Genomic DNA, 20,368 nt, shown 5'->3' on the forward strand with positions numbered 1-20,368 from the left:
CGAAACCGAGCCAGAGAATTGGTTACGGAGAAAAAGCGAGAGATAACGCTGCCATCCGGGGATTTACATCCCCGGCAAAGAGCTTCCGTCCCTCCCGGGACTATTCACCAACGTTATGATCGCAGATCGATCAACGACAATTTGCATTGATTTGTTCGACTTCCCTCGGGATAAGTGACGACACCAATCCGGCAGTAATTAAGACGACGTTCCCTGAGTTCCAGTTGAGAAAGGCGACATTTATTCCCCGCTCGTTCCTAAGAACCTGTTCCTGCCGCATTCCCATCCACGCCAACATGCCAACACGACCTCGCTCTCTTTCTGCGAAACGGCGGCGAGTTTTCATTTCGATGGCAATTGCGTTGGGCGTGATTGCTTCGTTGGCACTCGGCGAAGTCGCACTGAGGCTTTATTTGGCGAGTCGTGGATGGACGGCAAATTGCTACGTCACCAGCCTAGCCTTGGTGACCTCCGATGCAGACGCTGGCTATACGCTACGAAAAAACGTGGAGGTCAAATCGTCGGGTTATCACATCAAACTGAATTCGATGGGACTGCGTGGTCCCGAGGTTTCTAAAACGAACAGTGATGACAAAGTACGAATTGCCGTGATGGGCGGTTCCAGCGTGTTTGGTTACCTGGTCCCCGAAGGCGAAGATTCTTGCCGAGTGATGGAGGAAGCTTTGCAGCAAGTCGGTTTCGATGCGGAAGTGATTAACGGCGGGGTGAACGGGTACAACATCACGCAGTGCCGACACCGCTACGAAAAAGTGATCGCGCCGCTTCGTCCCGACATTGTCATCCTCTACCTGGGTTGGAACGACACGGGTTTCCTGATTACTGACACCAAGCAAAGTGAACTGCAACGAACTCCGCCCGCTCCATCATGGATCAAGCGAACACTCGCTCGCAGTACGCTGTACGGTTTCTTGCGCTTCCGTTTGTTCCCAAATCCTTCGCCCGTTTTCGCTCCACCTCAATCGCCCAATTCCAGAGTAACCAAGGATGGCGGGGAAGCATTTCGGCGTGACTACATCGCACTGATTGAATCCGTCAAAGCATCCGGAGCGGTGCCAGTGATCTCGACTCAACTGATGGCGTCCAGCCAGCACTGCGAAGGCTTGGAATCGTTTCTTGGCGATGCACCAGAGCAGATCGCGGCCAACCAAGCGATCGGCCAATGGGTTGCCAACACGGTGCGACAATTGGCGATTGAACACGACCTGTTGTTGATCGATTGCAACCAAATCATCCCCTGCAACAAAACCACGCTCGGCGACCCGATCCACCTGACGCAAGAAGGACACCGCCAAGTCGCCCAGGCTTGGCTGCAGGGAATCAAGCCGCTGTTGGATAGGTCTGGTTTGAATGATGCCAACCCGATAGCAATTGTTGAGGATATCCAGTGACGTTGATTTTAGGCATTTCCGCTTTCTATCACGATTCCGCGGTGGCGTTGATTCGTGATGGTGAAGTGATCGCGGCAGCGAGTGAAGAACGGTTCACTCGCAAAAAACACGACGAAGCGTTTCCAATGCGAGCGATGCATCAATGTCTTGAAATGGCGAATGCGAACGCCGGCGATCTTGATTACGTCGGATTCTACGAGAAGCCATTGTTGAAGTTTGATCGGTTGCTTGAAACCTATTTGGCTTATGCACCGCGAGGTTACGGAAGTTTCTTTCGCGCGATGCCATCTTGGCTGCAAACCAAGCTTCATTTGCCACGTGAACTTCGGAAGCATTTGGGCGACGACTACAAACGTCGGATCGTTTTCTGCGAACACCATGAATCCCATGCGGCTAGTGCGTTTTTCCCAAGCCCGTTTGATGAGGCGGCGATTTTAACCGTCGATGGCGTTGGGGAATGGGCGACTACCAGTTGGGGCATCGGCAATAGGAATCAAATTTCGCTGAAGCACGAAATTCGTTTTCCCCATTCACTCGGGCTGCTCTATTCAGCGTTCACATACTTTTGCGGTTTTCGAGTCAATTCGGGTGAATACAAGCTGATGGGTTTGGCACCTTATGGCGAGCCCCGGTTTGCCGATTTGATTCGTGAGCATTTGATCGAACTTCATGACGATGGTAGTTACCGATTAAACATGGACTACTTTTCGTACTGTCATAAGCTGCGGATGACCGACGGAAAGTTGGAACGGTTGCTCGGCGTCAAGCGACGAAAACCGGAGCAAAAGATTCGCGAAGTCGATATGGATATCGCCGCAAGTATTCAGCGTGTGACAGAAGACGTTGTGCTGGCCATGGCGAACCACATTCATCAGCAAACCAAACTGGATTCTCTCTGCATGGCGGGCGGCGTTGCACTGAATTGTGTGGCTAACGGTCGGTTGTTGCGTGAGGGCCCGTTCAAAAATATTTGGGTGCAACCGGCGGCAGGTGACGCGGGCGGTGCCTTGGGAGTCGCCTGGTTGATTTGGCATCAACTGCTAGGCAATTCACGCGACGCGAATCCCGCGGACGCGCAATCCGGATCGCTGCTAGGCCCAATCACAGATCGCGATTTGGATTTGCGAGAGCTGCGTGACCAGGGTGCCGTGATGCAGCATTTGCCGATCCAAGATGAACTGGATGCTAAGGTGGCATCGTTATTGGCTGAGGAAAATGTGGTCGGTTGGGTGCAGGGCCCGATGGAGTTTGGGCCGCGTTCACTGGGCAGCCGCAGCATTCTTGGTGATCCGCGAAGTGATAAGATGCAGTCGGTGATGAATCTGAAGATCAAGTATCGCGAGTCGTTTCGTCCGTTTGCACCCAGCATTCTGGAAGAGCACTGCGGCGACTATTTTGAAATTCCAGACGGGACTTCCAGCAGCCCGTACATGTTATTCACGTTTGATGTTCAGCAGCACCGCCGAAAACCGGTGGACACATCTGTCCCACCCGGCATTCAACGCGTGCAGCAATCGCGAAGCGACCTGCCAGCGATCACACATCTGGACTACTCAGCTCGCGTGCAAACCGTTAGCCGGTCGCGTCATCCGCGCTTTCATTCGCTGTTAACAAAGTTCTATGACAAAACGGGTTGTCCCGCGGTCATCAACACCAGCTTTAATGTCCGCGGTGAACCAATCGTCTGCTCGGCAGCGGACGCGTATCGATGTTTCATGGCAACCGAAATGGATGCACTGGTCGTTGGCGAATACCTGATGTTGAAAAAAGAACAGCCTGAATCGGCGCGGCGGTCGAGCGAGCAATACCTAACGCAACTGGATCCTGATTGATGACATTACTGGACACTCAATCGGCTCCATCGGCATCGATGCGGCGGTGGTTTGGATTGTCGCTGATGTTAGTGCTGATGATCTTTGCGTACTTGCTTCGGCAAAGTGCCACGGGGCTTGCCATCGCTCTTTCGGTGACCAGCGTCGCGATCGCGGTTGCGTATTATTTGCTTCCGACGACGCAGCCATTTGTGATACGCACTTGGCAACGTCTGACGTACCCGATCGCTTGGTTGGTCAGCCATGTGTTGCTGGGCGGCGTGTTCTTTGCGATCTTACTACCGATGGCGATCATCGCTCGAGCGTTAGGATACGATCCGCTGCGGTTGAAACACCATGGCGAATCAAGCAACTGGATTGCACGTCGGGATCAGGACGGTCCATCACGTTACTTCAAGCAGTTTTAATTGAGGCCGATACGATGAGCGAATCTGACGACTCAGCGCGAACGGAATTTGAGCAGCAAGCGGAGCAAGCCGAACTTGGCTTTGTCAGCGAGTTTGTGCTGTTCCTGCGAGAGAATAAGAAATGGTGGCTGTTGCCATTGGTCGGTGCATTGTTGTCAATCGGACTGGTCAGCATCCTGGCCGGCAGCGGTGCGGCCCCGTTCATCTACACGCTGTTTTAGGACTGTGTTTAACAGTAGCGGTGGTTCTAATTTCGGCTTGGGGCCAGCAGTAATTGGGCCGAAAGCGTCACCAGCATTGGATATCAGCCTGGATCTTTTAGATTCCCCGCTCTTTACAACGCACCGGGGAACCGGGACACTATTTGGTTAATTGATTGAAACACAACCTTTCCTGCCTTCTGGCTCAGCGGCCCGTGGTGGTTGGAAAGGTTTTCTTTTTAATCTCGCTCACAAACGTCTCTCCAACGAGAAAACAAAGGACTGGTGCCATGGCTGATTCGGTACCCATGACTCGCGCGGGCTACAACAAGATCAAGGCCCAGATCGATAAGCTCGAAAACGAAGACATGCCGGCGATCACAACCAAGATCGCTGAAGCGCGTGAGGAAGGTGACTTGAAAGAGAACGCCGAATATCACGCTCAGCGAGAAAACCAGGGCATGGTGATGGCGAAGATCGGCGAGCTGAAAGACAAGATCGCTCGAGCCACCATCGTTGACACTTCGACGCTGCCCAAGGACGAAGTTGTCTTCGGCTGCACGGTCACGGTAGAAGACATGGCGTACAACGATGAGGAAGAGTTCACGTTGGTCGGTGCTGGCGAAGAAGACTACGACTCGGGAAAGATTTTGGTGACCAGTCCGTTTGGCCAAGGTTTGGTCGGCAAGAAAGTTGGCGAGATTGCTGAGGTCGAAGTTCCCGCCGGAAAGTTGAAGTTCAAAATTTTGAAAATTGAATTCCGTGACTGAATCGAATCAAGAATCGACCGGCGAAAACATCGGTACTGATGAAGTCGCTGAAAATATCTCCGAAGAAGCGATCGACAACGGCCCCGGATGCATGCCCGCCGTCATGGCGGCGACGGTCCTGATGGGCATCATGATGTTCATCTTCTGTGCGTTCTCAACTTGGGTGCTGTATCAGAAGCGGACCGAGTTGGCGATGCGAACGCTGACCGATGCGTACTTGCCCGAACTGGAACAGAGTCTGTTGGAACCGGAATCCAAGACCGCTGTGATGGAAGCCGTCGAAGAATTGGCCGCCGACATGGAACGTGGCAAGTTGGAAGATTGGCAATCCGCCGGCGTGATGCAGCGGTTGCAGCGGTTGCCGGTTTTGCAGTGGGGAGACCTGCAGGCGGTCGAATCGCTGATCGAAAAATCGGGCACCGAAGAACAGCAGGCCAGTGCAAAACTGCAGTTTGACCGGCTTCGTTTGGCGGTCGCCAACGGCCGAGCGACTTCGTTTGATTTCGTCGAAGTTCTGTCGCCCGTCCAAAAAAAGGATCCCACCGTCGCCAGCGGTTTTCGGCTGATCCAGCCGCTGGATCTGGAATTGTCGCTGGGCGTGATCAAGCGAGCCGAGTTGGTGGCCGACCGCGAAAAGATCTCGTCCAACCCGGACGAGGTCACTGCTGTGAGCATTGAATCGATCCTGCGGGCCGAGATTCAAGAAGGAATCAGCGAAGGCAGTTACTAGCGGGCCGTTTGGACTGTTCAAACCTGGGCGGTGCGCTACAGTAACGCCAAAGCGGATTTCCAGAATCGATGTAGGCCGGAACAAGCAAAGCGAAGTTCCGGCAATTGCATGGTGTTCCCACTGCCGGAACTGCGTTTCGCTTGTTCCGGCCTACGCCACTTTCCTGTTATTTTCTAGTTGAGCCATTCCATCCAGTGTCAAAACGCAAAGTAGTCATCGTCGGTGCTGGTCCCGGCGGATTGGCAACCGCCATGCAGTTAGCTCATGCCGGTTGCGACGTGACCATCATCGAACGACGCGACCGCGTTGGTGGCCGAACGTCAGCGATCGAAAAAGATGGATTTCGCTTCGATTGCGGCCCAACATTTTTTCTGTATCCACGGGTGCTCGGCGAGATCTTTGAATCGGTGGGAAAAACGCTGGCCGAAGAAGTGCCGATGCACCGGTTGGATCCTCAGTATCGATTGACGTTTGGCAACCAGGATCCATCGAACATCGCCAAGCTAGACTGTTCGGCTGACATGGACGCGATGGATCGGCAGATCGCCGACTTTTCGCCCTCGGACGTTGGGGCACTGCGTCGCTACATGGACGACAATCGAAAGAAGCTGGAAAAGTTTCGGCCCATTTTAGAATCGCCATTCTCGTCGCCATTGGATCTGATTCGTCCATCGATGTTGGCGGCCGCAAAACATTTGCACCCGATGCGTTCGCTTGGCAAAGAGTTGGAACGCTATTTCGACGACCCGCGTTTGGTGATCGCGTTCGCGTTCCAGTCCAAGTATCTGGGGATGTCGCCGTTTCAGTGTCCGAGTCTGTTTAGCATTCTGTCGTTCTTGGAATATGAGTACGGTGTTTGGCATCCCGAGGGTGGATGCAGTCGGGTCAGCGAACGGATGGGAGAGATCGCCGAATCGATGGGCGTCAAAATCTTGCTGAACCAATCCGTCAGTTCGGTCGAAATGCAAGGCAAGAAAGTGGTGGCGTTGCACACCGATGAAGAACGGTTCGATGCCGATGCCTTTGTGGTCAACGCCGACTTTGCAGATTGGATGACGAAGACGATTCCGAACGAAAATCGTAAACGTTGGAGCGACGAAAAGCTCGCCCAAAAACGGTATTCCTGCAGCACCTACATGTTGTACTTGGGCATCGAAGGAATTTACGAAGACCTTCCTCACCACAACATTCACATCTCAGAAAAGTACGAGCAGAACCTTCGCGAGATCGAAGTCGAGAAAGTGCTGAGCGAAGACCCGTCGTTCTACGTTCAAAACGCCAGCGTCACCGACGTTTCGCTCGCCCCCGAAGGACACAGTTCGATCTATGTCCTGGTTCCCGTGCCACACGAAAGCGAAAACGTTGACTGGAATGTTGAGTCCGATCCGTTCCGCGAGAAAACACTCGACCGACTTTCGGCGATCGGGCTTGGCGACATCCGTGATCGGATCAAAGTCGAACATCGCATCACGCCTGATGATTGGCAGAGTGATTATGCGATTTATCGCGGTGCAACATTCAACCTGGCACACAACCTTGGCCAGATGCTGCACAACCGGCCTCGCAACCGCTTTGAAGAACTCGACAGCGTCTACCTGGTCGGCGGTGGAACTCATCCCGGATCAGGTTTGCCAGTAATTTACGAATCCAGCCGCATCACGTCCCGCTTACTCCTAAAAGACCTCGGCATGTCCACGGACTTCATCGAAGAAGGAACCAAGATGGACGTCGAAGGTTTCGAAACGCCCACGTACGCATAACGGCCTACTCTTCCCTATCGTTTAACCGCGTTGGGCATCGCCCCGCGCGTCGTGCGGTCCCCGAACGCGCGGGGCGATGCCCACGCGGTTAAACAGTTTAGAACCCCTTCACGGCGTTACCCACGCGGCAGCTACCGAAGCCCCGGATGGGGCGAAAGCACGGTGCCGTGGGTCTTGACCCACGGAATCAAACGCAGAAAAAACCGAAGCCCCGGATGGGGCGAAAGCAACGTAGGCCGTAGCGAGCCTTAGCGAGTTACGGCAATTTGCGCAACGCCGTAACTCGCTATGGCTCGCTACGGCCTACGTTCATGGATCGCTAGAAGCTGACAACGACACATTTTCATCAGCCCAGGCGATGCCCGCGCGGTTAAACAGTTAGGGAACTAGCAAGGTTCGACGCCTTCCTGCGAACCAAACGATCGCCATGCCTGCGACTGCGATCGTTGTGGCGATCGCGATCCAGTGCGGCGGCAGGTGGGTTTGGTTGTCGAAGTCGGCACCTATGAATTCTAGTTGTTTGTAATAGTGACCGACCATTTCTAGCAGCCCGTTGTGGACAAAGTGCATTGCCATTCCGGGAATCACGCTGCCTGTTCGATACGCGATCACTCCCAAGATAAGGCCTAGCAAAAACGTGGGCACGAATCGCTCGATTAGCAATGCGTTTCCGGTCAGCACGTGGAACAATCCAAACAGAAAACTGGTTAACAGGATCGTTCGCAGCGGCGACATCACTCGCAGCACCGCAGAAAACAAAAACCCGCGAAAGCAGAGCTCCTCAATCACCGCCGGCGTCACCGCCAGAGTTAGCAACAGCACCCACGGCGGGATGATCTGCCAGGCTTCCAACATTTTTCGGGTGTCCGCGATCCGTTTTTCACTCAGCCCACCGATCCCCAACGCGTCCGCGATCACGAACGCCTCGTGCGCGACAGCCCACGCCCCCAGGCCGACAATCGTTGCGCCGACGATAGCCAGCACCCCAGGTCGATGGAGTCGATAAGTCGATAGTAATCGACTGCGACCAAGCCATGTCGCCAATAGCGGAATCAAACCGAAGACCAGGATCAATGTGGTTGCCGATAACCACATGCTGCGGCTCTGCAACGCGACGGCGGAATCGAGCGGCAAGTCGTCCAGGCTGCCCAGCATGATTGATCGCATGCCGCTTAGATATTTCATCAAGACGTTGGAGCAAACGAAATAGATCGGCACCAACAACGCCAACACCATCGCGGCAGTTTGCGGTGTCGGCACGGCGGTCCATCGCTTGGGCCGTTTCAGTAGCGATGCGAATGATTGATCACTGGTGCGAGTCACCGCGTCGCTGCCAAAGAGATGCGCAGCAATCGACAGAGCAGCCGCTGCGTAACCGATGGTACTGATCACCGCCATGGTTGCCGCCGCCGGGACCACGGTTCCTGAAAGGACTTCACGAGCCAGCATGACGATGTTGATCAGCGGCGCGACCGCTAGCGGGCCTGATAACTTGACGCCCGGCAACAGCGAAAGCATGCCGGGTGCCAGCGACAGCAGCATGACGGGGATCAAGTAAGCCTGTGCCTCCTTGAACGATCTCGCGAAACTGGTCAGCGACAAAAGCACCGCCGAAAAGAAGCCGCTGAAAAGAACCAGCAAGCCCAGAATCTGTAGCACTTGCAGCCACGGGAACACATCGCTGCCGGTCAGCAGCGGCAAAAGCCCGCCCAGCCAAAGCGTCGTAAACATCGCCGCCAAGTTTGCAATCGCCGTTAGCATCGCAATCACGACAACGGCAAAGTACTTCGCCAACAGGACTTGAAAACGCGGTACCGGCGATGCCATCAACGCCTCCATCGTCCCCCGTTCACGCTCGCCCGCCGTCAAGTCAATTGCTGGATAAACGGCACCGGTGATGGTCATCAGCACTAACACCAACGGCACAATGGTCGCCAAGATCGGTTCGTTCTGCTCTTCGCCTTCGTCAACGATTTCAAACTCGGGTGCAACGACCTGTGGCGCAGCTTTTTCTAGCTGGCTTAGCTGATACCACTGCAACCGTTCGACAAAAATTCGCCGGGCGTTCTGACTCCGCAAGTCACCGCGAAACGCGTACAAGCGATAGGATTTTGGGTCACCTTCGGATTCAATGCCGACATCAATTGTGCCTCGCGAAATTGAATCGGACACAGTGGTAGGTTTTCCATCCAGCGTATCGCTGGTGTTGAACAGTTCAAACTCGGCCATTTGACCGCCTGCCGATTTCAGAACTTCCTCCGGCGGCGTGCTATCGGGCGACTGCAAGATCTCCTGAACCCAACGCCCGTCGGCCTCGTTTTCGACGCCGATCTTGTAAGGAACCGCTTCCGCATCGCTGGTCAATAAATAGCGATTCATCGCCATGCTTAGCAGCGGATAGACCAACAACGGCATCATCAACAGCGTGATGATGGTGCGTCGATCGCGACTGGTTTCCTTGAGTTCTTTATGACTCAGTCGCCAAAGTCTCATGCGTTCTCTTTCATCAGGTCAACAAACATTTCAACCAGGTGTTCGCGGCCGGTTGCCTCTTTCAAGTCAGTCATCGTACCCGCGTGCTGCAGTTTGCCGCGATGCAGCAAGCCAAATCGATCACAAAGCCGTTGAGCTTCGTCCAATCGGTGAGTGCAGACAATCACCGCCTTGCCCACGTCTCGCAAATGTTTGATGTAGTCAAAAATCGTTTGGACACCGACAACATCAAGACCACGCGTCGGTTCATCCAGCAGCATGACAGGCGGATCATGAATCAGGCCTCTAACCAACGTCACGCGTTGGCGTTGTCCGGTGCTAAGCGTGCCTGCTCGCCGATCCAAAAACGGTTCGATGCCCATCAGTGTCGCCAAGTCTTCGCACCGCTGGGCCGCCACCGACGGGGCAACCCCGTACAGGTCGCCAAAGTACAGCAGCATTTCTCGGACGCTAAGCCAGGGATAGACGCCATCGCTGGCCGAAACAAAACCGAGTCGCGATTTGACGCCGATCGGATCAGATTCAGTACGCACGCCATCGACTTCCGCGAACCCAGCGTCGGGTTCCAGCAACCCCAGGACCATTCGCAGCGTCGTCGTTTTGCCAGCCCCATTTGGACCTAGCAATCCGTACACTTCACCAGGTTGAACCTGAAACGAAAGGTCGTCCACGGCACGCACTTCGGCATCGTCCGTCGAAAACGTTTTTGTCAGCGACTGGACGGTTAGCATGGCGATCGCGGGATTAGATTTGGAAATGTTCTAGGTGTACGAGAGATCGTTCGAGTTAGTTCGCATAACCAAGTGCGGCAGTTTGTCGGGGGCGCGAAGCTTTTCACCTCCCCCGCGCAGCGGGCGAAGTTCGGAGGTTCGGCGGGGGAATCGCCCAACGCCGTATAGGGTTTGTTGATTGTTTAACCGCGTGGGCATCGCCCTTAGGTTTACCCACATCTTCTGAGCTCTTCGAGGGCATCAGCTCCCGCAACCATGGCCTGCAGGTCGGCCCAACCTCGCCAGATGGTGATCCAGCCCGGTGGCGAATCGCGTCTGCGATTTTGGTGCCCGCCCAAACGCGCCAACGCATAGTAGAAATCATGGATCGACCAGTCAGCTTTGAGCTGCTTGTGTCGCCAAGCACAGAGCATCGTGACGTACTGCTCACAAAAGATCGAACAAGCCGGCTGTGTCTTCGCACCACGTTGTCGGCTCATGTCACGCATCTGCAGCAGTTTTAAAGCCACCACCGAAAGCAAGGCGATCGCCGGCTGAAGACGCGATGAACATGTGAACTGAGGACTTTCAATCTGGCAGCCTGTCTTCTTGGCTTTGTGAAATTCTTCAACGATCCAACGTTTCTCGTACCAGCCGACGACGCGATACGCCGCCTCAAAATCCGATACCACCTCGTTGGTGATCAGAAACCATTCCAAGCGATCTTCGCCCTCGGGAGGATCGACTTCCCAAACCCGAACGACCCACACCTTCACCGGATCGGTTCCGTAATTACCACGTTTCAAATTCGGTGGATGAATCATCACCGGTGCGTAAGCGACAGCCATGTTGGCCGTTCGAGCACGACGCTTGGACTTCTTAGGACTTTGCCCTTTCTTTCGGGCCTTCTTCTTTTTGACACAACTGGTCACGCTGAGCTCCCAAGTTCCGGCCACCGGCAGGCTGCGAGCGTAGGTCCTCAGATGACCGTTGTGAGCTTCGTCCTGGTCATCGTGACCGATGGTGATCTTGCGATCGTAACAGGCTCGAAGCACAAACCGACGTCCGCTGTGTACTTCTTTGTCAATGAACTCGAAGGTGTCGGCTCCCTGGTCACAGACGTCGACCAACTTTCGTGTCGCCGGAAGACGCGAAGTGCCTCGCAGCCAAAGCAGGCTCTCGCGAGATTCACGCTGGCGTTTTTGAGCCACCGTTTCGTTCTCGGGCACATCGACTCGGCAGTGCAAAATCTGGTCGACCAAACCAAACACACGCCCGGTTCTCGAGTTCACCGCCAATGAATTCTGGACCAGGTATCCTCGCCGCGAGCCGTTACCGATACTGCCGAGTTCCCCGTGCATCGATTCGTGAGTCTCGAAGTCCAGCTCGGTAGAATCGTGCAAGACCAACACCGGTGAATTGCAATCGTCGATTGACTCAAACGTTGCGTTTCGGTGTGAATCAAGGATCGCCTGATGAGTGACTTCCGGCCGGTTCATCAATCGGTAGAACGCTTTGAGGTCACTGGGTTGATTGAGCTTGTGTGGTAGCGATCCTCCGGGCCGGCGTGCCATCTGATCAGCAATCTTGACCAGTCGTTCGGTGCGTCGCCGATCACCCAACTGTGCGTCGCCAAAATGAGTCTTCCCAAAGGTTGTTTTCGTTCCATCCATGCCGGGTCCCCGTGTTGTTGCAAAGCTAGCGCACACTCGTCGCTCTGCAATTCAACCGCAGGCATCCGCCCTGGCAAGCCTTTGATTAGTTTCACAAAGCTCACAAAGTGTTCGTTGATGCCCCCGCTCTCAATGAAATCGGTGGAGAAATGGAAAACAGCAACTCCTTAGTTCCACGCTACAATTCAACCAGACACCACGAGGACACGATGCGTCCAATGTGGGTAAACCTAAGGCATCGCCCCGCGCGTCGTGCGGCCCCAACCGCGCGGGGCGATGCCCACGCGGCTAAACGAAACAATCGGTTTTTACTTCACGGCGTTGGGTGACGTTGCTCAGAAACCCTCTCCCTCGCTTTGGCTGCACCTCTTCCAAAGCGAGAAGTGAGATAGTTGTTAGAACGATCAAGCTTCGGCCGGTTTCTCATCTGGTTTGTACACCTGACGAACGGTTCGCTCTTCGATTTCCTTCTTCAGCCGCGCGATTGCTTCCGCGGTTGGCATCGACCCTAGGTCGCCGTCGATTCGGTCTCGCAATGCCACCTGACCGGCTTCGGCTTCCTTGGGGCCAACGACGGCCATGTAATTGACCAAGTCCAATTGAGCGTTGCGGATCTTTGCTTGAACTTTGCCGCCGGTGTTGTCGACCGTGGCTTTCAAACCGGCGTCCGTTAATTGCTCGGCAACGGCAACCGCATAATCAAGTGACTTGTCGCTAAGAGGCAGAACGCGAACTTGTTCAGGCGACAACCACAGCGGAAACGCGCCGGCAAAATGCTCGATCAGCATTCCCGTGAATCGTTCCAACGATCCAAACGGGGCTCGGTGAATCATCACGGGGCGGTGGGCACTGTTGTCGTTGCCGTTGTATTCCAACTTGAAACGTTCGGGCAGATTGTAATCCAATTGGACTGTTCCCAATTGCCACGATCGACCGATGCAATCGCGAATCATAAAATCAGCTTTGGGACCATAGAACGCGGCCTCGCCTTCCTCTTCGACAAAGTTCAAACCGGATTGCTCCAGCACACCGCGCAGGGAGCTTTCGGCTTGGTCCCAGTTTTCTTCGCTGCCAACGTACTTGTCGCTCTTGGGATCACGCAGCGACAACTGGACTTGGTAATCATCCAGCCCAACCGACTTCAACACAAAGCTGGTCAGTTCGATCGTCGCCTGGAATTCTGCTTCGACCTGATCAGCGGTACAGAAAATGTGCGCATCATCCTGGGTGAACCCGCGAACTCGCAGCATGCCATTCAGTTCGCCCGTTTGTTCGTGACGGAACACGCTTCCAAATTCAAACAACCGCAATGGCAGTTGGCGATACGAACGTGGTTGAGCTTTAAAAATCTGGCAGTGGTGCGGGCAATTCATCGGACGCAGCAAGTAACGCTCGTGCAGCGATTGCCAATCATTCAGAACTTCGCGTTTGCGGTCCGCCGTTGCCGATGGTTTGTAATCGGGAAGCGTCACGCCGAAGACTTCTGCGGCCGCCATCAACTTGTCTTCGTCGTCGCCCGACAAAGTGCCTGCCCCGAGTCGTTCGCTCCAGGCGTCCAACAACCCGCCCACTTCGCTGCTAAACAGCGGCGCGAATTGACTGTCGCGGTAGTACGGAAAGTGGCCGCTGGTTTCATACATTTCGACGCGACCAATTTGCGGACTGTAAACGGGATCGTAACCGCGAGAGAGCAATTCTTTTCGCAGGAAGTCCTCCAGCGCCACGCGAACCCGCGCTCCCTTGGGCAACCACAGGCATAATCCTTGTCCAACATCGGGGCTGATTGAAAATAGGCCGTGTTGTTTGCCCAGCACACGATGGTCACGTCGTTTGGCTTCTTCGATTTGTTCCAGGTAGGCCTTCAATTCCTTCTTGTCAAAGAACGCGGTCCCATACAAGCGTTGCAGCGATCGCCCGGACACGTCGCCCTTCCAGTGCGAACCGGCAACGCTCATCATCTTGATCGCTTTGATCTTGCCGGCGTCGGGGATGTGGGGACCGCGACACAGGTCAACGAATTCGCCCTGGCGATAGAAGCTGAGCGTTTCCTGATCGGACAGTCCGGTTTCGATGTGTTCGACTTTAAGGTCTTGTTCCAAGTCTTGGCAAAGCTTGACCGCTTCATCGCGTGGTAGTGAGAATCGCTCGAACGGCTCTTTGGCTTTGATGATCTTTTTCATCTCAGCTTCGATCGCCGAGAAATCTTCTTCGCTGATCGTCTTGTCTAAATCAAAGTCGTAATAGAACCCGCCATCGGTTGTCGGCCCAAACGCCAACGAGACGCCTTTGTACAAACGCATGATCGCGCGAGCCATCACGTGGGCGGCGCTGTGACGAAGCACATCCAGAGCTTCCGCGTCGCGTGAGGTCAGCAGTTTCAGGTCAACCGGTCCGGTGCCTGTTGAAAGTTCGCCAAAGGATCGGAACGAGTCGACGATTTTGCCGTCAACTTCGGCCGCGATGACTCCGCGAGCCAAGCCTTCGCTGATGCCGCGAGCGATATCCATCGGCGTGGTTTCGGGGGCATGTGCGGCAGTCGTTCCATCGGGCAATCGGACTTCGATTTCAGTGCTCATCGCGTTTTCGCTTTTCCAAGGTTTTCGTTGGCACTCGCATACCGATGGCGAGTGCTGCTATTGATGCAAAGAATGAACACCATGGGGGGACAACGTCAATCCCGATCAAAAAGTGTAGCGGAGGTTGTCCCAACCTCCGACCGGCAAGCAAGCCCTGAATGTAGCGGAGGTTGTCCCAACCTCCGACCGGCAAGCAAGTCCTGAATGTAGCGGAGGTTGTCCCAACCTCCGACCGGCAAGCAAGCCCTGAATGTAGCGGAGGTTGTCCCAACCTCCGACCGGCAAGCAAGCCTTGAATGTAGCGGAGGTTGTCCCAACCTCCGACCGGCAAGCAACCCCTGAATGTAGCGGAGGTTGTCCCAACCTCCGACCGGCAGGCGAGTCGTGCGAGCTTGGGACAAGCTCGGCTACAATTGACTCTGTCTGCCAAATTGGAACAGGCCGCCCAACCGGCAATGTTTCTGAACTCGGCAAGTATCGCCCACTCGTTGCCGATTCACTCTTGTAGACAGCAATGGACCCCAAGTTGCTGTTCCTTCCCAGGCCGAGACGATGACGGCCAATGTGATGTCAATCGCAACCGAATTTTAATTAGGACGAAGCTTCGCTATGTCGATGTACCGCAATCGCTATTTTCTAGCAGGCATTTTGTTGATCCTTTTTGGGATCCAGTTTCGCATGATCGATTCGTTTGTTCTCAACGAGCCCACCACACGCATGTTGGCTCGTGTCACCAAGAGCACCCCGGTGGCGGACAACAGCACGATGACCAGCTTTATGATGTCGGTTCACCCCAGTCCGATGAAACGCGTCAAGCCACCAAGATGGCTCGGACTGGCAATGATCGCCGTTGGCACTGTCATCACTTGCCACGCAATTGTGATCCCAAGGCACCGTCACGATTGAGTCGCCGCGTCGGCGTTTGCCGCGCAAGCTCGATCGACCTGTTGATGCCGGTGTCCGGCGCCGCCCTGCAGTTTCCCTCCCCGCGACTCCCTCCCCGCGACCAGGGCGAAAGCAGCCTACGGACATCCGCTCAACTTGGTTGATCGCTTGCCAGCCCGCAACGCCGATGCCACCGATTGATCGGTCGTGTGTGGACCCCTCCCTCCCATCCACACACGGCCGATCCCCGCAAAATTAACGCATTCCTCCCCGATATTTTTCTCACGGAATTCATTGATGCTTTTATTGCCAATTATTCTTTGGTGGGCCAAGTCGCCGATGCGTTTTTCCGTTGGGCGATCGCGGCAACTGATCTGTTTGTTAAGCCTTTGGGCGATCACGGCAGCGGCACTTCCCGTGATTCAGAACGTCATCGCCAGCGAACCCGTTCTGTCGCCCCATGACGATGGCGATCACCCGGCTCGACATGTTATTCGAGAAGGAACAGCGATTCCGCCCACCGAAGGACGCGTCCTGATGCTTGGCCGTCGCTGGGCGTTTGTTCCTGATCAATCATCTCTGCTGCACCGCCAAATGAATGGCGAAAGCCCCAATGACGCCTCAGGTGCAAGGCTTGGTTTTCTGGACAAGTCGCTGAAAATTGTTAGCAAACCCAGCCTGGCCCAAACGCAAAGCAACAAGTTGAACAGAACATCTAGCAGTTATCGCAGCAACCGATTGATCGGACCTGTTTCCATGGTCAACTCACCCACCCGATTGGTTAGCACCAAGACATCGACCACTTTATCCGCCCCCACCGACAAGCACTCAGCCAAGTTGGGACAAATCATTTTGGCTGAAAACCTGATGCTTCAACGAATCGTTGCTTCCTTGCGAAGCGATGTTTCCGACGATCGCTGGATCCTGTCAGGAACAATCAACGAATTCTTCGGGGAAAACCGAATGGTCGTCTCAGCGGCGCAACGCGGAAGTGCTGAGTAAATTACTGCCGTTAGCATTTTGAAACCCGTCATAACCGTTCTACCGCCAACAGTCTGAGCGAGCCGGCGGTGACGCAAGAACTTGCGTTTTTCCGCCAATCTAAGTACCCTTTTTAAATCCTAAGATTCCTTGAATCAAAGAGCATGTATGAGTCAGGTTGAAGTGATGAGAGTTTCTCGGAAGGGCAGTGACACTGTCGTTTCGTTCTCATCGGACCATCTAAACCAGTTCGATTCGGCCAGACGCATTTTCCACGATTTTAGCGAGTTGATCGAAAATGGGCTCTGTCGCTCGCACCCGATAGATCACATCAATGTTGACTTCGGGCGTATCGATCGCATCAGTAGCGTTGGTTTAAATGGGCTGATTCAGATGAATTCCAAGAGCCGGAATCACGGCGTGCGTCTCGTTCTGACCGACGTGCCCAAAGCGGTTTTTGAAGTGTTTCAGTTGACGCGAATGGAGCGAATGTTTGAATTCGCTTCGACGACGTCAAACCCCGTCTCTTCGGTCTGACATTCACGCCGCTTTCTCGCTGAATTCACACTGCTTTCTAGCTGGGCAACCGTTGACAAATGACTGCGTTTAGCGGAGTCTATCGCAATGCAATTGCCCATCGTCACCGACTCTGCCGCTCCGGCCCGCAAGTCCACCACCGCTGAAATCAACCCCGACGGCCTTTCTGTTCAAGATGGACTGCGTGGTCGTTATGCGGTCATCTCACTAGGCTGCCCCAAAAACCTGGTCGACACCGAACAAATGCTCGGGCGATTGGACCAGGACGGTTACGCCATGGTCGATTCAGTCGATGCCGCGGATTTTGTGGTCGTCAATACTTGCGGCTTCATCGATTCAGCACGAGAAGAATCCTTCGGCGCGATCGACGAAATGTTGGCTCTGAAAAAACAAGGCAAAATTCGCAGCGTCGTTGTGACCGGATGTCTGGCCGAGCGTCAACAAGGCAAGTTGCTGGAAGCCCGTCCCGAAATCGACGCAATGATCGGTGTCTTTGGTCGGAACGAAATTGTTTCAGTCATCGATCGCTTGCAAGCCGGCGTCGAAGAGCAAGAAAAGATCTTCCGCCCGGCTCCGATCCGGCCTCTTTCCGATGCCGTTCGCCGTGCCGTCACGCCGAGGCACTTTGCTTATCTGAAAATCAGCGAAGGTTGCGACCGACTTTGCACGTTCTGCGCGATTCCAAAAATGCGAGGCAAGCATTACAGCAAGCCGATCGAGCAAGTTGTTGATGAAGCGAAACGCCTAGGCGATAGTGGCGTTCGTGAAGTCGTCGTCGTCGCCCAGGATACGACTTACTACGGCAAAGACATTTACGGGCAACCAAAGCTGACGGAATTGTTGACCGAGTTGGACAAAATCGATTCGATCGATTGGATTCGGCTGATGTACTTTTATCCGATGTACATCGATGATCGTTTGATCGACACGTTGGCCGGCAGCCAGCGGATTCTGCCGTATATCGACATGCCGCTGCAACACGCCAGCGATTTCATGTTGAAACGAATGGCTCGCAAGACAACGCGTTCTTTGCAGGAAGAAATTCTGGGCAACCTGCGTTCACGGATCGATAATCTGATCATGCGAACGACATTGATCTCCGGTTTTCCTGGCGAAACCGATGACGATCACAACCAGCTTTGTGATTTTGTTGCCAAGCAAAAGTTCGAGCATCTTGGCGTGTTTACTTATTCAGTCGAAGAAGACACACCGGCCGCGAAGTTGCCCAACCGAGTGCCCAGCGAAGTCGCACTGGCGCGGCAGGGCGAGATCATGCAGATTCAACAACAGATTGCTTTCGCTTGGAATCAATCGCGAGTCGGCAGCGTTGAAAAAGTCATCATCGACGCGCCGCTGGAAGGCCAAGACGGAGTTTGGATGGGACGCAGTCGCGGTGAAGCGCCTGAAATCGACGGAGCGGTCTATGTTTCTGGTGTCGATCCAGATTCCCCCATGAACGTCGGCGACTTGGTCGATTGCGAAATCGTCGCGGCAGACGGCTATGACTTAGTCGCCGCGCCGCTGAGCTAACGAACTCGCCCGGCGCTACGCAGAGGTTACGACTTCGCGAGCGCTCCCCACCTTGGCGGGCTCTAGTGGATCAGCGACAACAGAGGTTGTTGCACCACCATTTTTTGTTCACTAGGTGCGGCGATGACGATGACCACCACGATGACAGCCAACAAAACCTCTATCTACAACGTCCCCAACGCATTGACCAGCGCACGGTTTGCACTCGCAATCGCCGTGATGGTGTTGATCCCAATGCACGCCTACTTGGCGGCGATGATTCTGTTTCTGATCGCCGCATCCACGGATTGGATGGACGGGTATTGGGCACGCAAGTACGGACAAGTCACCAAGCTTGGCCGAATCTTTGATCCATTTGTTGATAAAATCATCATCTGCGGAACCTTCATCGCTCTGGTCGAAGTTACCGGAAGCGGTGTGGCGTCTTGGATGGCGACCATCATCGTTGCACGTGAATTACTGGTCACCAGTTTGCGTGGAATGATCGAAGGCAGCGGCGGCGACTTTTCCGCCAACCAATTGGGCAAATGGAAAATGGTCGTGCAGTGTGCCGCCGTGGTCGCGATCCTGCTTGGCTTGGTCTATCCATCGCTCAATTGGGTCGCATCAGCGGGCCAAGTGCTGTTGTGGGCCGCGATCTTGATCACGCTGTATTCAGGTTACGTCTACGTCGTCGCAGCCGCAAAGCTGATGCGAACCGACTCTTAATTTCCAAGGTTCGATCACGGTGCCTGAACAGACGACGTTCGCCATGCAGATCATCAGCGTCATGCTGGCCGGATTGGGAATCGCCAGCGCCGTCACGTGGGTACGGATTCTGATCAAACATGGATGGCGACTTGATGGATTGCTGCCGCAGCGACCAAGAAAGTTGCCGTTTTGGAATGCGGGCGACGCCTTGGTCATGTTTGGATTGATGCTGATCTTTACGGTAATCGTTCAAGCAGCTTTTTACTTCGCCGAACTAATCCCCAAGCCACCCGAACGAAATCCCAACGCCGAAATCTGGGCCAGCGTCACGTCGGGCGCGGCCGCGATGGCCGTCGTGTTGATGTGGATGCGAGTTCGCTGCAAAGACGCGTTCACGCAGCTCGGAATGCCGTTGGATCTGTCCGATATCGGACTCGGATTTAAAGCGTCATTGTTGATCTTGCCGCCGGTGTTGTTAATCAGTGCGGGCGTGTCTCAGTTGGTCGAATACCAGCATCCGGTATTAGACATTTTGAAGCAAACCGATTCGCCGATTCGCATGCTTGGCATTTTCTGGTGTACCGCGATCGTGACACCGCTGGTCGAAGAGTTCTTATTCCGCGTGCTGTTGATCGGAGGCCTGGAACGTTTGTCGGATGGCGGACGCTCGTTATCGCCAGAAGAACCTGCTTGGCGACCGACCACTTACTGGCCGATCGTGATTAGCAGTTTTATTTTTGCGATCATGCATTTCGGCCAGGGTGCCGCGCCGGTCCCGCTGTTCTTTCTCGCCCTGGCGCTGGGCTATCTGTACCGCCGAACCGGCAGCATCACGTTACCGCTAATCGTCCACATGACGCTAAACGCATTAACGCTAATCGTCGAAACCGTGCGAACCAACGGTTGGTGACAGCGGCTTTGCGAATAATGTAGGCCGGAACAAGCTTAGCGCAGTTCCGGCAGTCGCATTGGACCGTGTTGGATTAATTCTGATTGCCGCACGAAGCGCTGGGCGATGCCCAACGCCGTGAAGAGATTTGGTCCCGGAAAAAACGTGTTAGTTCGTTTAGCCGCGTTGGGCATCGCCCCGCGCGTTTCGTTCCGGGTGGACGCGCGGGGCGATGCCTGGGCCGCTACATCTTTGGTATTGACATAGTATTTTGCAATTAAGAATTTGTTCCGCTT

At 54.5% G+C, this 20,368-nt stretch carries 18 protein-coding genes; 13 read left to right on the top strand and 5 right to left on the bottom strand.

Features of this window, described 5'->3' with window-relative positions; genetic code table 11:
• Window positions 1-350: 350 nt before the first annotated feature.
• The 7 genes from RC85_RS19500 (at window position 351) to RC85_RS19530 (ending at window position 7,108) form a co-directional block, all read left to right on the top strand.
• Window positions 351-1,409 (top strand): SGNH/GDSL hydrolase family protein, encoded by a 1,059-nt coding sequence (locus RC85_RS19500; protein WP_068265891.1) that lies wholly within the window; start codon window positions 351-353, stop codon window positions 1,407-1,409.
• Window positions 1,406-3,241 carry a carbamoyltransferase family protein gene (locus RC85_RS19505; protein WP_068265893.1) on the top strand — a complete coding sequence of 612 codons (1,836 nt, stop codon included), beginning with the start codon at window positions 1,406-1,408 and terminating at the stop codon, window positions 3,239-3,241. The genes RC85_RS19500 and RC85_RS19505 overlap by 4 nt, the downstream gene beginning before the upstream one ends.
• Window positions 3,241-3,648, top strand: a complete 408-nt coding sequence (locus RC85_RS19510; RefSeq protein WP_084422856.1) for an SxtJ family membrane protein — start codon at window positions 3,241-3,243, stop codon at window positions 3,646-3,648. The genes RC85_RS19505 and RC85_RS19510 overlap by 1 nt, the downstream gene beginning before the upstream one ends.
• Before the next feature lie 14 nt (window positions 3,649-3,662).
• Entirely contained in the window at window positions 3,663-3,869 is a 207-nt protein-coding gene (locus RC85_RS19515) for a DUF5989 family protein (RefSeq protein WP_068265895.1), read from the top strand.
• Window positions 3,870-4,138: 269 nt separating this feature from the next.
• Complete coding sequence (gene greA, locus RC85_RS19520; RefSeq protein ID WP_068265897.1) at window positions 4,139-4,618, top strand: transcription elongation factor GreA; 480 nt, start codon at window positions 4,139-4,141, stop codon at window positions 4,616-4,618.
• On the top strand, window positions 4,611-5,348 hold the full coding sequence (locus tag RC85_RS19525) for a hypothetical protein (RefSeq protein WP_068265899.1): 738 nt from the start codon (window positions 4,611-4,613) through the stop codon (window positions 5,346-5,348). The genes greA and RC85_RS19525 overlap by 8 nt, the downstream gene beginning before the upstream one ends.
• Window positions 5,349-5,542: 194 nt before the next feature.
• The gene (locus RC85_RS19530) at window positions 5,543-7,108 is read left to right on the top strand and encodes a phytoene desaturase (RefSeq protein ID WP_068265902.1); all 1,566 of its coding nucleotides are present in this window, start codon (window positions 5,543-5,545) and stop codon (window positions 7,106-7,108) included.
• Between the two features lie 378 nt (window positions 7,109-7,486).
• Here the strand turns inward: RC85_RS19530 and RC85_RS19535 are convergent, their stop codons facing one another.
• The 4 genes from RC85_RS19535 to thrS form a co-directional block, all read right to left on the bottom strand.
• Window positions 7,487-9,601, bottom strand: a complete 2,115-nt coding sequence (locus RC85_RS19535) for an ABC transporter permease subunit (protein ID WP_068265904.1) — start codon at window positions 9,599-9,601, stop codon at window positions 7,487-7,489.
• Entirely contained in the window at window positions 9,598-10,332 is a 735-nt protein-coding gene (locus tag RC85_RS19540) for an ATP-binding cassette domain-containing protein (RefSeq protein WP_068265906.1), read from the bottom strand. The genes RC85_RS19535 and RC85_RS19540 overlap by 4 nt, the downstream gene beginning before the upstream one ends.
• Before the next feature lie 209 nt (window positions 10,333-10,541).
• Window positions 10,542-11,984 (bottom strand): IS4 family transposase, encoded by a 1,443-nt coding sequence (locus RC85_RS19545; RefSeq protein ID WP_068265910.1) that lies wholly within the window; start codon window positions 11,982-11,984, stop codon window positions 10,542-10,544.
• Window positions 11,985-12,388: 404 nt separating this feature from the next.
• Window positions 12,389-14,560, bottom strand: coding sequence for a threonine--tRNA ligase (gene thrS / locus RC85_RS19550; protein WP_068265912.1), 2,172 nt, complete (start codon window positions 14,558-14,560; stop codon window positions 12,389-12,391).
• Window positions 14,561-15,169: 609 nt separating this feature from the next.
• On the opposite strand from thrS, the gene RC85_RS19555 reads away from it, so the two are divergent.
• From RC85_RS19555 to RC85_RS19580, 6 genes are all read left to right on the top strand, one after another.
• Complete coding sequence (locus RC85_RS19555) at window positions 15,170-15,466, top strand: hypothetical protein (protein WP_068265914.1); 297 nt, start codon at window positions 15,170-15,172, stop codon at window positions 15,464-15,466.
• A gap of 276 nt (window positions 15,467-15,742) precedes the next feature.
• On the top strand, window positions 15,743-16,447 hold the full coding sequence (locus RC85_RS19560) for a hypothetical protein (RefSeq protein WP_068265916.1): 705 nt from the start codon (window positions 15,743-15,745) through the stop codon (window positions 16,445-16,447).
• 147 nt (window positions 16,448-16,594) lie between these two features.
• Window positions 16,595-16,963, top strand: coding sequence for an STAS domain-containing protein (locus RC85_RS19565; protein ID WP_068265917.1), 369 nt, complete (start codon window positions 16,595-16,597; stop codon window positions 16,961-16,963).
• Window positions 16,964-17,050: 87 nt separating this feature from the next.
• Window positions 17,051-18,493 carry a 30S ribosomal protein S12 methylthiotransferase RimO gene (rimO, locus tag RC85_RS19570; RefSeq protein WP_068265918.1) on the top strand — a complete coding sequence of 481 codons (1,443 nt, stop codon included), beginning with the start codon at window positions 17,051-17,053 and terminating at the stop codon, window positions 18,491-18,493.
• Between the two features lie 123 nt (window positions 18,494-18,616).
• Complete coding sequence (pgsA, locus tag RC85_RS19575; protein ID WP_235033171.1) at window positions 18,617-19,201, top strand: CDP-diacylglycerol--glycerol-3-phosphate 3-phosphatidyltransferase; 585 nt, start codon at window positions 18,617-18,619, stop codon at window positions 19,199-19,201.
• A gap of 19 nt (window positions 19,202-19,220) precedes the next feature.
• Window positions 19,221-20,093, top strand: a complete 873-nt coding sequence (locus tag RC85_RS19580; protein ID WP_068265920.1) for a CPBP family intramembrane glutamic endopeptidase — start codon at window positions 19,221-19,223, stop codon at window positions 20,091-20,093.
• 35 nt (window positions 20,094-20,128) lie between these two features.
• Here RC85_RS19580 and RC85_RS28560 read toward each other — a convergent pair.
• The coding region (locus RC85_RS28560) for a hypothetical protein (RefSeq protein WP_238383180.1) at window positions 20,129-20,368 on the bottom strand (240 nt) is incomplete at its 5' end.

The sequence above is a fragment of the Rubripirellula obstinata genome (genome assembly GCF_001642955.1).
In the GTDB taxonomy this organism is placed as follows: domain Bacteria; phylum Planctomycetota; class Planctomycetia; order Pirellulales; family Pirellulaceae; genus Rubripirellula; species Rubripirellula obstinata.

Bases quoted from the DNA above. Each gene is read 5' to 3' on its own strand.
- RC85_RS19510 (WP_084422856.1), top strand. From the start codon at position 3,241: ATGACATTACTGGACACTCAATCGGCTCCATCGGCATCGATGCGGCGG.
- thrS (WP_068265912.1), bottom strand. From the start codon at position 14,560: ATGAGCACTGAAATCGAAGTCCGATTGCCCGATGGAACGACTGCCGCA.
- RC85_RS19565 (WP_068265917.1), top strand. From the start codon at position 16,595: ATGAGTCAGGTTGAAGTGATGAGAGTTTCTCGGAAGGGCAGTGACACT.
- pgsA (WP_235033171.1), top strand. From the start codon at position 18,617: ATGACGATGACCACCACGATGACAGCCAACAAAACCTCTATCTACAAC.
- RC85_RS19535 (WP_068265904.1), bottom strand. From the start codon at position 9,601: ATGAGACTTTGGCGACTGAGTCATAAAGAACTCAAGGAAACCAGTCGC.
- RC85_RS19560 (WP_068265916.1), top strand. From the start codon at position 15,743: ATGCTTTTATTGCCAATTATTCTTTGGTGGGCCAAGTCGCCGATGCGT.
- greA (WP_068265897.1), top strand. From the start codon at position 4,139: ATGGCTGATTCGGTACCCATGACTCGCGCGGGCTACAACAAGATCAAG.
- RC85_RS19555 (WP_068265914.1), top strand. From the start codon at position 15,170: ATGTCGATGTACCGCAATCGCTATTTTCTAGCAGGCATTTTGTTGATC.
- RC85_RS19540 (WP_068265906.1), bottom strand. From the start codon at position 10,332: ATGCTAACCGTCCAGTCGCTGACAAAAACGTTTTCGACGGACGATGCC.
- RC85_RS19545 (WP_068265910.1), bottom strand. From the start codon at position 11,984: ATGGATGGAACGAAAACAACCTTTGGGAAGACTCATTTTGGCGACGCA.
- RC85_RS19515 (WP_068265895.1), top strand. From the start codon at position 3,663: ATGAGCGAATCTGACGACTCAGCGCGAACGGAATTTGAGCAGCAAGCG.
- rimO (WP_068265918.1), top strand. From the start codon at position 17,051: ATGCAATTGCCCATCGTCACCGACTCTGCCGCTCCGGCCCGCAAGTCC.
- RC85_RS19500 (WP_068265891.1), top strand. From the start codon at position 351: ATGGCAATTGCGTTGGGCGTGATTGCTTCGTTGGCACTCGGCGAAGTC.